Genomic DNA, 11,845 nt, shown 5'->3' with positions numbered 1-11,845 from the left:
TCGACAAGGGCGACGACCCGATCGGCCCAGGACAGTGGCTAACCGGGACAGAGGATATTGACAATCTGTCAGAAATTGGTGGCTACCTTTTTGGCGCGGTTCGGCGGTATGACGGCGACGGCAGAGTCCGCGTCGCCGCCGGTACCAGTTGGTACCGTCGGTGCATGACCCGAATCTCCGCCTTTGGTGACGACGCCCTCGGCGAGCACGACGCCGTCGGCCTCGTCGCGGAACTGCGAACCGGTCGGGTATCCGCCGCCGACCTGATCGAGGCCGCTGTCGCGCGGGTGGAAGCGGTCAATCCCACCCTCAACGGGCTGGCGTTCGAGGCCTTCGACCGGGCCCATGCCCGCGGTGCCGCGCCCAGCCCCTACGGCGGGTTTTTCGACGGTGTCCCGACCTTCGTCAAGGACAACACCGCCGTCGAGGGCATGCCGACCATGAGCGGCACGGATGCCTGGGAACCTCGGCCCGAACCGGCCAACGGCGACTTCGCCCGCGCGTATCTCGCCACCGGTCTGGTGCCATTGGGCAAGACCCGGCTCTCGGAGTTCGGTTTCAGCGCGTCGTGCGAGCATCCTCGGCTGGGCCCGGTGCGCAACCCGTGGAACCCCGTCTACACGGCCGGTGCGTCGTCGTCGGGTTCGGGTGCCTTCGTCGCGGCGGGCGTCGTACCCATCGCGCACGCCAACGACGGGGGCGGCTCGATCCGCATCCCCGCCGCCTGCAACGGGCTGGTGGGCCTCAAGCCGACCCGGGGCCGGCTGCCGCAGGACAAGAACATGCGGATGATGCCACTGAGAATCGTGTCCGACGGTGTGCTCACCCGCTCGGTGCGTGACACCGCCGCGCTCTACCGCGAGATGGAGAAGGTCTACCGCAGTCCCAAACTCCCACCGATCGGCGACGTCAGCCGTCCGGGAAAGCAGCGGCTGCGCATCGCGGTGTGCACGCAATCCGTTGTGCACGACGCCGGCCCGGAGATGACGGAGCTGACACACAAGACCGCCGCGCTGCTCGAGGAACTCGGCCACCAGATCACCGTGATCGGCAACCCGGTCCAAGCGCGGTTCAAGGATGACTTCCTGCTGTACTGGGCGTTCCTGGCGTACGCATTGGTACGCGGCGGGAAGCGGTCGTTCGGCCCGAGCTTCGATCGGGACAAGCTGGACAATCTCACGCTGGGTCTCGAACGGCACGCATCGCGCAATCTGCATCGGCTCCCAACCGCGATTGCGCGGTTGGCCCGGTCGCGACGGGTCACCGAGCGGCTGTCCAGCAGCTATGACGCGGTGCTCATGCCCACCCTGGCCGAGCCCACCCTGGAGATCGGCCGTTTGGACCCGACCGCCGACTACGAGCAGATCATCGACCGGCTGCTGGGCTGGGTGGCGTTCACGCCGCTGCAGAACGCGACGGGGGATCCGGCGATCTCACTGCCGCTGGCCCAGACGGATGGCGGCCTCCCGGTGGGCATGATGCTGTCGGCGACCCGCGGCCGCGAAGCTCTGTTGCTGGAACTTGCCTACGAGCTCGAGGAGGCCAGGCCCTGGGCGCGCATTCAGGATCAGGCCCCGGCCGCCCCACGCAAACGCGCGCGAAAAGCAGTGAAATAAGCTGTTTTTGACTTCGTCGGCGAGGGCTGGCGACGAAATCCGTTGTGTCGGCGACATCATGACGTAACGCCAACCATCGGGTGTTAACCCGCGCGACACCGCGATCTGCTCCGGGTGAAACACGCGGCTCGCAGCATTCCCCACTGTGGAGACCGTAGCTTCGATACCACCGTCTCAAGCATCCACAGCCCGTCGATCGCCGGAGATCGCGACTACTGCGGTGCGGACCGGGGGCACCCTCGGGTGCCTGATTCGATTCGCACTGGCCAACATTCGTCGCCGGCCCGAACGGTTCGTGTTGTCGGTGCTCGGGATCGCGCTGGCGATCGCCTGCGTCACAGTGGTGCGCACCATCTCGGCGAGTTTTGCGATCACCGGGGCTGATTCGGTCACCGATGTACTGGGTGATGCCCAGCTGTGGGTGGTGCCGGCCGCCGGGGTGCACTACGACAACGAGGCCCGCGCCCTGGTTGCCGACGGGCCGCCGCCGGCGTTCGACCTGCCCGACGGCTGGCACGGCCGGATGACCATCTCCGGGGTGACGGTGATCGGCGGCGCTGCGGTTTCGCTACGCGGTGGTGACGAAATACCTTCTGGTCAGGCAGTTTTGGGATCCGGTCTGGCCGGCCGGCTGGGGGTCGCGTCCGGAGACGTGATCGACGTGGGGGCTCTGCCGCTCACCGCGAAGGTGTTCGGGCCGGGGGAGTCGATGACCGTGGCACCCGCGTTGGCGCGGTTGCTGGTCGGCGACAACGGCTGGTGGACGATCAACGCGCCGCCGGGCGAAGAACGCCGCCACGACCTGGCGCAGACCTTCGGAGCCGCCGTCGGGCTGCCGTTCACGGCCGATCCGTCTGTTCAGCCGGACCCCGGTGGCCATGGCCTGATCTACGACACGGTCGGCGGGTCGGGTCCCCTGAGCTTCGAGCAGAAGTTCTCGGCGCTGTTCTCGGGGCAGGTCACCGGCTCGACCCTGGGCCTGATCTCCACCATCGGGCTCGCCCTGGGATTCGTCATCGCGGTCTCGTCCTTCCTTGCCGCGGTCGCCGAACGCAAACGCGAATTCGGGATCATGAGCAGCATCGGACTGGCCGACGAGGTGCTGTACTTCTTCCTGGTCGAGTCGGGGATCGTGTTCGTGACGGCCTACGTGGTCGGTGTGGTCGTTGCGGGAGTCGCTGTGGCACTGGTGATTCCGGAGATCGCCACCCTGGCCGCCTGGGCGCAGGCGGCCGGAATGGTGGCTGCGTTCCTGCCCGCGATGGCCATCGTCGGCGCCCTGGTGCCCGTGCACCGGCTCCTCCAACAACGTCCGGTCGACCTCCTGGGGGCAAGGTGAACAGCAAGGGCCTGGCCTACGGTTGGCTGTCCGCCCGGCGGCGGATTCGCGAGATGGTGCTGCCCGTGGTGACCACTGCCACCGGAGCCTTCCTGGTGGTGCTGGTGTTCGGCATGTCGTCGGGGATCCGCGCGCAGTCGGCGGCATTGGGGCACGCCGAGGAGATCAACCGGGCGGTGATCCTGATCGCGGTCACCGTGCTGCTCGTCGGGGTGGTCGAAGTCGCGGTGGCCACCACCCGGACCGTGGCGCACCGTACCCGTGAACTCGGGGTGCTCGGAGCCAACGGCATACCTCGCGCCCCCGTGATCGCCGCTCTCCTCGTCGAACCGGTGGTGGCCGCTGTCCTGGGCTCGCTGCTCGGTGCGGTCTGCGCAGGTGTCACCGGCATCGTGGTCTCGCTGGTGGGCCTGGCGCCCACCGGAGTGTCCTACTCCGGGTTGGCCGTCGGCGCGGCGATCGCCATCGGGGTCAGCGTCGCGGCCGCGGTCGCAACGAGTTTCGTGCCCACCTTCAACGCCGCATCACGCCCACCCATTCGATCACTGACCTCGGGAGGTTAGCCCGAACATGACCGCACTTCACGACACCGCCGCTGCCGCACCGGAAGACGCCGGCCCCGTCCAGAGGCCCGTCATCGAGGTCAGCAACGTATGGAAACTGCACAAGCTCGGCGACGAGGTGGTCAAGGCCCTCGTCGCTGCCGAACTCCAGGTGATGCCGGGGGAGTTCGTCTGTCTGATGGGGCCGAGTGGCAGCGGAAAGTCCACGCTGCTCAACATCATCGGTGGACTGGACCGTCCGACCAAGGGCACCGTCACGATCAGCGGACAGGACACCGCACAGTTGACAGAGAGCCAGTTCGCGGCGCTTCGGCACGACACCATCGGCTTCATCTTCCAGAGCTACAACCTGATCCCGTTCCTCTCCGCGGTCGAGAACGTCGAGCTGCCACTGATGTTCGAGCCGTACGACCGGAAGTCGTTGCGCAAGCGCGCGACCGAACTGCTCGAGCTGGTGGGCCTCGGGCACCGGGTGCACCACCAGCCCACGAAAATGTCGGGTGGTGAACAGCAGCGCACCGCGATCGCACGGTCGTTGATCAGCAACCCGACCTTGGTATTGGCCGACGAGCCGACGGCCAACCTCGACCACCGCACGGGGGAGACGGTGGTGCGCATGCTGCGTGACCTGTGCTCGACATTGGGCGTCACGGTCGTCGCAAGCACCCACGATCCCACGGTGGCCGACGAAGCGAGCCGTGTAGTCCGGATGCGAGACGGACAAATCGTCAACTGAATCAACGTTATTGGGAGACGACTCGATGACTCAAGAACTGGAGACCGCGGCGCCGTCAGAGCGTGACAAGCTGATGACGACCGAGCTGGTCCCCGAACAGATCCTGCCCAAGGTGATGAGCACCTTCGGCCTGACCGCGGCCTATGTCTTCATCATCTGTTGGATCACCGGCTCTTCGGTGATGGCGACAGGTGGATGGACGGCCATCCCGATGTGGGTGCTGGGCATCCTCACCTTCCTGGTCCCTGCCGGCATGGCCGTGGTGGAACTGGGCAACCTGTGGCCCGGGCAGGGCGGTGTCTACATCTGGGCCACCCGGACGATGGGGGAGACCTGGGGATTCATCGGCGGGTACCTGTCGTGGGTGCCGGTGATCCTCAATGCCGCGTCATCGCCCGCGGTGGTCCTCTCATTCCTGTTGCTGGCCTTCCACACCGAACTCGGCGTGATGACGAGCGTCATCCTGCAACTGGTGATCCTGTGGACGGTTGTCGGCTTGGCACTGGCGAGACTCTCCGCCAACCAACGGATAATGAACGTCGTCTTCGTGGTGTTCGGCATCCTCGCGCTGACGATCTTCTTCTCGGGCGTGCTCTTCGCGGTGAAGCATGGTTCGGCAACGCCGTTCAGCTGGTCCGAGGCGACGATTCCCAACTTCGCGGTATCGGGCTTCCTGTACGGCACTGTGTTGCTCTATCTGCTCGGTGTGGAGACGCCGTACAACATGGGCGCGGAGTTCCTGTCGGTACGCAAGAGCGGCCCGCGAATGATCCTGTGGGGTTCGACGGCGCTGGTCGCCATCTACCTGCTGACGACGCTGGGCACGATGATGGCGTTGCCCACCGCGGAGATCGACGCCGTGACGGGTGTCATCGGCATGCTGGACGTGGCGGGGTTCCCGGGGCTGATGGAGATCTGCGCAGTCGTGCTCGCCTTGATCATCGTCGTCGCGTTGATGACGTATCAGGTGGCCTACTCACGATTGATCTTCGTCTCCGGGCTGGAGCGGCACCTGCCGCGTATCTTCACCCACCTCAACCCGCGCACCCGTAATCCGGTGTCCGCCATCCTGATCCAGGGGGTGATCTCGTCGCTGATCCTGGTCGGCCTGTACTCGCAGAGCAGCCTGGTCAACACGACGATCTTCCTCCAGGGCGGCCTGTCGACCGTCTGGCTGCTCTCCGGCTTCTTCTTCCTGATCCCGGTCGTCATCGCCCGCAAGAAGTACGCGGATCGCTATCAGAACGAGACGTTCTGGCGCATCCCCGGCGGCATGGTCGGTGTCTGGATCACCGTGATCGTGGGCACCCTCGGCACCATCGGCGGCGTCTACTACTCGTTCGCGAAATCTTGGCTCACCAGTGCCGGGGTCGGGGATGCCGAGTGGATGAAGTGGGTCGGCAGCATCAGTGTCGGCATGTTCGCACTCGGGCTGGTGGTCTACATCTTCGGCCGCCGCTCGGCGCACAAGGTCTCGCAGGAGGATGCCCTGGCCCATCTCGCGGTGTTCGACCTCACCGCTGACGACTCGACCGCAACCAAGGAGGAACTTCCCAGATGACCATGGACAGCACCCTGGTGCCGGCCGAGTCGACCGACGCCACCAGCCGCTATCCGCTCGATCCGCTGACCGGTGCCGAGGTCGAGGCGGCCGCGGCCGTCATCACCGGATCGGACTACGCCACAACGACATTGAAATTTGTCATGATCCAGCTGGCCGAGCCGGCCAAGACTGCCGCGCTGTCCTTCGCGGACATGACCGAGGTGCCGCGTCAGGCCTTTGTGACGATGTACGACGGTGCCGCCAAGCTGATCTATGAGGCTGTCGTCGACCTCGACGCGAGGGTGATCGATTCGTGGACCCCGATTCCCGGCCGGTTCCCGTCCTATCTCGTCGAACACATGACGGGGGTGGAGGAGAAGGTGCGGGAGGACCCGCGATGGCAGGAGGCCATGCGCAAACGGGGTGTCACCGATTTCAGCCTGGCGATGATCGACCCGTGGCCGGCCGGTTACTACGGTGCGCAGGACCACTACGAGAACTCGCCGCTGATCTGCCGACCGCTGACCTTCATGCGCGCGGCACCGTCGGAGAACGGCTACGCGCGGCCCGTCGAAGGCCTGATCGTCACGTTCGACCTGGACAACATGGAGGTCATGGACATCGAGGACCACGGCACGGTCCCGTTACCGTCCAAGGGCGGCAACTACTCGGGGCAGTTCATGTTCGCGCCCGACAACCGGCCCGCGTTCACGCAGTTCCGTGACGACGTCAAGACCATCGACATCACCCAACCTCACGGGCCCGGTTTCACCGTCGACGGATGGAACGTCACCTGGCAGAAATGGTCGATGCGGGTCGGCTTCAACCCCCGCGAGGGGCTGGTGCTGCATGAGGTGACCTACACCGACCGTGGCGAGGTCCGGCCCATCATGTACCGCGCCGCACTGTCGGAAATGGTGGTGCCATACGGTGATTCGTCGCCGACGCACTGGAACAAGAACGTCTTCGACATGGGTGAGGTGGGGATGGGCTTCTCGGCCAACCCGTTGACCCTTGGCTGTGACTGTCTCGGTGAGATCTTCTACTTCGACGGTACGGTCAACGACTCCAGCGGGAACGCCGTCACCATCCCCAACGCCATCTGCATGCACGAGGAGGACTACGGGATCTCCTGGAAGCACACCGATTTCCGCACCGGGGAGGTCGAGGTTCGGCGGTCCCGGCGGTTGGTGATCTCGATGATCTGCACCGTCGGCAACTACGAGTACGGCTTCTTCTGGTACTTCTACAACGATGCGTCCATCGAGATGGAGGTCAAACTCACCGGGGTGCTGACCACCGGTGCGGTTCCCGACGGCGAGACCCCGCGCTGGGGCAAGATGGTGGCGCCCGGGATGTACGGCCCGAACCATCAGCACTTCTTCAACTTCCGCATGGATATGAGCATCGACGGCCCGGGAAACAGTGTGTACGAGGTGGATTCGATCCCCGAGCCGGACCCGGAGCTGAACCCCCATCACAACGCCTGGATCACCCGGGACACCCTGGTGGCCTCGGAGTCCGAGGGTGCCCGGGACTGGGAGTACTCGACCGGCCGGTACTGGAAGGTGGTCAACCCCGCCAAGCTCAACGAGTTCGGCGCGCCGGTCGGCTACAAGTTGATGCCCAAGGACATCGTCCCGGTGATGGTGCAGGAGGGGTCGGTGATCTACGACCGGGCCAGGTTCGTCCAGCACAACCTGTGGGTCACCCGCTACGACCCCAGGGAGCTCTACGCCGCGGGGGACTACATGTATCAATCCGCGGATGCCCAGGGCCTGCCGGAATATGTCGCCGACGACGCGCCGCTGACGGACACCGACATCGTGCTCTGGTACACCGTGGGTGCCCACCATGTGGTGTGCCCGGAGGACTGGCCGGTGATGCCGTGCCACTACACCGGCTTCAAGCTCAAACCGGTGGGATTCTTCGACGGAAACCCGGCGCTGGATGTTCCGCCCTCACCGCCGGCAGCGTGCCACCACCACTGAGTCACGGCCACTGACAGGCGCGGACGCCCCCGGACACCAGTGAATCGGGGGCGCCCGCGCCTGCTCGCGCGGACATTTCGTCAACTGCCGGGGCGGCGAGTGCCAGCTTGCTCTTATGATGACCGGCAGGTGTCACAGTTTGCGGGGGTGTGAATGACGTCTGGGCCAGACGAGCAGCCGAGCGAGGACGTTCGGGGATCGATACGTTGGCAGGATCCGGCTACGACCACGCCCCGGCCGCCTACGGTGGCCGAGGCGCGCCAGCGAGACAAGGCGCAGAAGGCGCGCGAGGCCGCCGAGGAGTGGGCCAGACAGCAGGAGGAGCAGCGCGAACGTCGCGCCGCCACCGGCAAGAAGGTCCTGATGGGCTCGGTGGCCGTGGTCGGTGTCGTCGGGGTGATCGCACTCGGCTACCACCTGCTGCACAAAGAGGAAATCGCGGCGTCGTGCGTCAAGGAGGGCACCAACGAGGTGGTGCCCGATTCGTACTGCTCCAGTGGCCACAGCGGTTCGGGGGGCACGTTCATCTACCTGGGCTCGCCGTACCGGTACTACTACGGCGGCAACAGCGGCGGGGTGGGCACCATTGCCCGGGGCGGGACCATCGAACAGCCCAAGGGCACCACGGCCAAGACCAAGTCGGGGACGTCGATCTCGCGCGGCGGCTTCGGTTCGTCGTCGAGCTACGGCAAGAGCTCGGGGAGCTGAATGCGCCGTCAACGTAGTTCCCCGCGAGCCGGCTGGGAACAGATCGTCGCTGACCAGGGGATGTGCTACGGGACCCCGGCGCGTGACGCGACCGGTGCCGACCGCCCATACTGGGACGAGTCGGTGCACTACGTCTTCGACATGGACGAGGTGCTGTCGATCGAGGCCTCCGTCGAGGTGCTGCACTCGATGTGCCTGGAGGCCGTCGAGAACGTCGTACTGACCGGGCGTTACCGCGACTTCGGGCTTCCCGAATGGAGCTGGGAGCACATCGAGAAGTCCTGGCGGCGCAGTGATCCGCATCTGTACGGCCGCTTCGATCTTCGCTACGACGGCCGCCGGCCGCCGGTGCTGCTGGAGTACAACGCCGACACCCCGACCACATTGCTGGAGGCGGCGATCCTGCAGTGGCACTGGAAGACGGACGTGTATCCGGAGGACGATCAGTGGAACTCGTTGCACGAGAAGCTGGTTGCCCGTTGGGGCGAGATCCGCGACCGCCTGCCGGGGGCCGAGACGTACTTCACCTGGTCGGGCGCCGAGCTCAGCGGCGAGGATCATGTGACGGTCGCCTACCTGCAGGAATGCGCGGCGGAGGCCGGTCTGAACACCGTGGGCCTGGCGATCGAGGACATCGGGTTCGACGCTGACCTCGGCCGGTTCGTCGACCTCGCGGAAGCGCCCATGGACTCGATCTTCAAGCTCTATCCCTGGGAATGGATGCTCGACGACGATTTCGGTCGCAGGGCGGTCGAGCAGATGCCCGCCACGATGTGGGTGGAACCGCTGTGGAAGACGCTGTTGAGCAACAAGGCGATCCTGGCGGTGCTGTGGGAGATGTACCCCGGGCACCCGAACCTGTTGCCCGCCTACGTCGATGACCCACACGAGCTGACCGAGTACGTGCGCAAGCCCAAGCTGGGGCGTGAGGGTGCCAACATCACCATCGTCGGTCCCGGGTACGAGACCGAGACCGGCGGCGTGTACGGCGAAGAGGGCTACGTGTACCAGTTGCTCGATCCGCTACCGCAATTCGACGACATGCGCCCCGCGTTGGGCGCGTGGATCGTCGGCGACGAATCCGCCGGACTCGGGATCCGCGAGACCTCCGGTCTCGTCACCGACAACGGCGCTGCCTTTGTGCCACATCGCATCCCGCAGTGACTTGGAAGGAATACCCCTATGACAACCACTCTGGTTGCGCTCGGCTCTGATTACTGGTCGGTCCTCGGTCACGGGGTGTCGGCGATCGTGCTGTACTCGATTGTCGGTGTGGCGCTGATGGTCCTGGGTTTCTACGTGATCGACTGGACCACCCCGGGCCCGTTGCGGACCCTGGTGCAGGCCGGGCGTCCCAACGCCGCTGCGGTGGCGGCCTCCGGCGTGGTATCGATGGCATTCATCATCGTGCTGGCCATCTACAGTTCGTCGGGTGACCTTATCCAGGGCCTGATCACCACGCTGGTGTTCGGCCTGTTGGGCATTGCGGCCCAGGCGTTCTCGGTCCGGCTGGTCGGCGCGATCAAGGGGATCGACATCGGCGGCGTCCTGGCCTCCGAAAGGTTCACCCCACAGGTCCTGGTCGTGACGGCTTCCTATGTGGCCTTCGGCCTGATCATCGCGGCGGCGATTCTCTAGCCTTTCCCCGCGAGCAGACAGTGGATTTCGGGTACCTAACTGTCTGCTCGCGCTACAGGGTCCGGCAGACTTCGGCGGCCGCCCGGGTCAATGCCGCCGGGCCGTCACGCAAGGCCTGATCGAGCGGGGTCCCCGGCGCGGTGATCGCCACCAGCTTGTCGACGCCGTTGGCCAGCAGTACGTCGGCGTCGGGGGCCACCCGGCCGGCGAAGATCACCACCCGGGCGCCGGTGCGCGCAGCCACCTGGGCGACGCCGAACGGCGTCTTTCCCAACATGGTCTGGGCGTCGACGCTGCCCTCGCCGGTGAAGACCCAGTCCGCCCCGGTCAGCGATTGCTCCAGTCCGACGGTCTGGGCGATCACTTCGACACCGGGAGCGCAGTCGGCGGCGAGGAACTCCAGCAGGCCGAAGCCCAGGCCGCCCGCGGCACCGGACCCCGGGCGGTCGGGCCGGGCGTGGCCGAGTGCGGTGCCGGTCACCTCCACCAACCGGGCCAGCGCGGCTTCGAGCACCTCGACATCGTCGGGAGTGGCCCCCTTCTGCGGGCCGAAAATCGCACTGGCACCACCGGTTCCGAGCAGCGGCGCGGTGACGTCGGACGCGATCCGGACCCGGACATCGGCCAATCGGGGATCTATACCCGAGACGTCGATGTGCTCCAGCCGGACCAGTGCCGCACCACCGGGCGGCAGTGCGGCGCCGTCGGCGTCGGTGAAGGACACGCCCAGGGCGGTGAGCATGCCGGCTCCACCGTCGTTGGTCGCCGAACCGCCGATCCCGATCAACAGCTCGGTCGCGCCCTGATCCAGCGCCGAGACGATGAGTTGTCCGACTCCGAATGTGCTGGCGCGCAGGATGTCCCGGTCCGCCGGCGCCACCAGCTCCAGGCCGGAGGCGCTGGCCATCTCGATCACGGCCAGGCGGTGTTCGGCGACGTAGCCGTAGGTGGCGCGCGCCGGGCGTCCGAGCGGATCGCTGACCTCGACCGTGACGCGATCCCCGCCGAGTGCGTCGACGACGGCGTCCACGGTGCCTTCACCGCCGTCGGCCATCGGTACCCCGATGCACTCGGCGTCGGGAAGTGCCGACCGGACGCCTTCGCGCAGCGCCGCCACCGCTTGCGACGCGGTCATCGACTCCTTGAAGGAGTCCGGGGCCAGCACGATCTTCATTGGCTGGCGACATTACCCACTGTGGCGCCGCCCGGCGCGCCGTAGCGGACCGCCTCGGGCCGGCCAGGGGAGTTCACGTCACGGCATGGGCCAGGAGCCGCTTGAGTTCGCGTCGCTGCTCGGCGTCCAGCCCCTCGAGCACCTCGTCCTCGGCGGCCAGCACCGCGGCTTCGGCCCGTTTCAGCAAGTCAGTTCCCTCGGCCGTCAGTTCGGCCGGCAGCGCCCGTCCGGAGTCCACGGTGGCCGGTCTGCGTACCGCGCCGCGATCCTGCAGTCCGCGCAGCACGTTGTTCATGGCCTGCGGTGAGACGTTGGTGTGGCGCGCGAGTTCCGCGTTGGACTGACCGGGGGCCATGGACAGCAGTCGCAGGCAGACGAACTCCGGCAGTGTGAGCCCGAGCGGTTGCAGTTGTGCGGCGACCTTGGGCTGCAGCACCGCGACGACGCGATACATCAGGTATCCGAGGGGCTGTTCCTCGAGGATGCCACCCATGTCGGAGTTCATATCAAGCATATTGACACATATCAACCAGGTTG

The 11,845-nt window shown here is 66.3% G+C and carries 11 protein-coding genes; 9 read left to right on the top strand and 2 right to left on the bottom strand.

The features are described from left to right. The first annotated feature begins 164 nt into the window (after positions 1-164). The 9 genes from ACNQVK_RS24545 to ACNQVK_RS24505 all read left to right on the top strand — a co-directional run bounded on the left by ACNQVK_RS24545 (position 165) and on the right by ACNQVK_RS24505 (position 10,134). On the top strand, positions 165-1,616 hold the full coding sequence (locus ACNQVK_RS24545; RefSeq protein WP_418031597.1) for an amidase: 1,452 nt from the start codon (positions 165-167) through the stop codon (positions 1,614-1,616). Between the two features lie 145 nt (positions 1,617-1,761). Continuing rightward, complete coding sequence (locus ACNQVK_RS24540; protein WP_418031596.1) at positions 1,762-2,955, top strand: FtsX-like permease family protein; 1,194 nt, start codon at positions 1,762-1,764, stop codon at positions 2,953-2,955. Next, a complete protein-coding gene (locus ACNQVK_RS24535) occupies positions 2,952-3,518 on the top strand; it encodes an ABC transporter permease (protein WP_418031595.1) in 567 nt (188 codons plus the stop codon). The genes ACNQVK_RS24540 and ACNQVK_RS24535 overlap by 4 nt, the downstream gene beginning before the upstream one ends. A 7-nt stretch (positions 3,519-3,525) precedes the next feature. Continuing rightward, complete coding sequence (locus ACNQVK_RS24530) at positions 3,526-4,254, top strand: ABC transporter ATP-binding protein (protein ID WP_418031594.1); 729 nt, start codon at positions 3,526-3,528, stop codon at positions 4,252-4,254. A gap of 25 nt (positions 4,255-4,279) precedes the next feature. Next, complete coding sequence (locus tag ACNQVK_RS24525; RefSeq protein WP_418031593.1) at positions 4,280-5,815, top strand: APC family permease; 1,536 nt, start codon at positions 4,280-4,282, stop codon at positions 5,813-5,815. Continuing rightward, positions 5,812-7,788: a primary-amine oxidase gene (locus ACNQVK_RS24520; protein WP_418031592.1), complete on the top strand. Its 1,977-nt coding sequence runs from the start codon at positions 5,812-5,814 to the stop codon at positions 7,786-7,788. The genes ACNQVK_RS24525 and ACNQVK_RS24520 overlap by 4 nt, the downstream gene beginning before the upstream one ends. 153 nt (positions 7,789-7,941) lie before the next feature. Beyond that, positions 7,942-8,496 (top strand): hypothetical protein, encoded by a 555-nt coding sequence (locus tag ACNQVK_RS24515; RefSeq protein ID WP_044517550.1) that lies wholly within the window; start codon positions 7,942-7,944, stop codon positions 8,494-8,496. Continuing rightward, positions 8,497-9,660 carry a glutathionylspermidine synthase family protein gene (locus ACNQVK_RS24510; RefSeq protein WP_418031591.1) on the top strand — a complete coding sequence of 388 codons (1,164 nt, stop codon included), beginning with the start codon at positions 8,497-8,499 and terminating at the stop codon, positions 9,658-9,660. A gap of 18 nt (positions 9,661-9,678) precedes the next feature. Then, positions 9,679-10,134: a DUF350 domain-containing protein gene (locus ACNQVK_RS24505; RefSeq protein ID WP_418031590.1), complete on the top strand. Its 456-nt coding sequence runs from the start codon at positions 9,679-9,681 to the stop codon at positions 10,132-10,134. 52 nt (positions 10,135-10,186) lie between these two features. On the opposite strand, the gene ACNQVK_RS24500 is transcribed toward ACNQVK_RS24505, so the two are convergent. Beyond that, positions 10,187-11,308 carry a glycerate kinase gene (locus ACNQVK_RS24500; protein ID WP_418031589.1) on the bottom strand — a complete coding sequence of 374 codons (1,122 nt, stop codon included), beginning with the start codon at positions 11,306-11,308 and terminating at the stop codon, positions 10,187-10,189. A 73-nt stretch (positions 11,309-11,381) separates the two neighbouring features. Then, positions 11,382-11,813, bottom strand: coding sequence for a MarR family winged helix-turn-helix transcriptional regulator (locus tag ACNQVK_RS24495; protein ID WP_418031588.1), 432 nt, complete (start codon positions 11,811-11,813; stop codon positions 11,382-11,384). Positions 11,814-11,845 lie beyond the last annotated feature (32 nt).

The organism is Mycobacterium sp. 134, assembly GCF_048282715.1.
GTDB classification, from domain to species: Bacteria; Actinomycetota; Actinomycetes; order Mycobacteriales; family Mycobacteriaceae; genus Mycobacterium; species Mycobacterium septicum.
The sequence above is the reverse complement of the archived record's forward strand: the minus strand, read 5'-3'. Positions and strand labels throughout refer to the sequence as shown.

Coding starts and splice junctions, on each gene's coding strand:
- ACNQVK_RS24545 (WP_418031597.1), top strand. CDS start 165: ATGACCCGAATCTCCGCCTTTGGTGACGACGCCCTCGGCGAGCACGAC.
- ACNQVK_RS24530 (WP_418031594.1), top strand. CDS start 3,526: ATGACCGCACTTCACGACACCGCCGCTGCCGCACCGGAAGACGCCGGC.
- ACNQVK_RS24495 (WP_418031588.1), bottom strand. CDS start 11,813: ATGAACTCCGACATGGGTGGCATCCTCGAGGAACAGCCCCTCGGATAC.
- ACNQVK_RS24515 (WP_044517550.1), top strand. CDS start 7,942: ATGACGTCTGGGCCAGACGAGCAGCCGAGCGAGGACGTTCGGGGATCG.
- ACNQVK_RS24500 (WP_418031589.1), bottom strand. CDS start 11,308: ATGAAGATCGTGCTGGCCCCGGACTCCTTCAAGGAGTCGATGACCGCG.
- ACNQVK_RS24510 (WP_418031591.1), top strand. CDS start 8,497: ATGCGCCGTCAACGTAGTTCCCCGCGAGCCGGCTGGGAACAGATCGTC.
- ACNQVK_RS24505 (WP_418031590.1), top strand. CDS start 9,679: ATGACAACCACTCTGGTTGCGCTCGGCTCTGATTACTGGTCGGTCCTC.
- ACNQVK_RS24525 (WP_418031593.1), top strand. CDS start 4,280: ATGACTCAAGAACTGGAGACCGCGGCGCCGTCAGAGCGTGACAAGCTG.
- ACNQVK_RS24520 (WP_418031592.1), top strand. CDS start 5,812: ATGACCATGGACAGCACCCTGGTGCCGGCCGAGTCGACCGACGCCACC.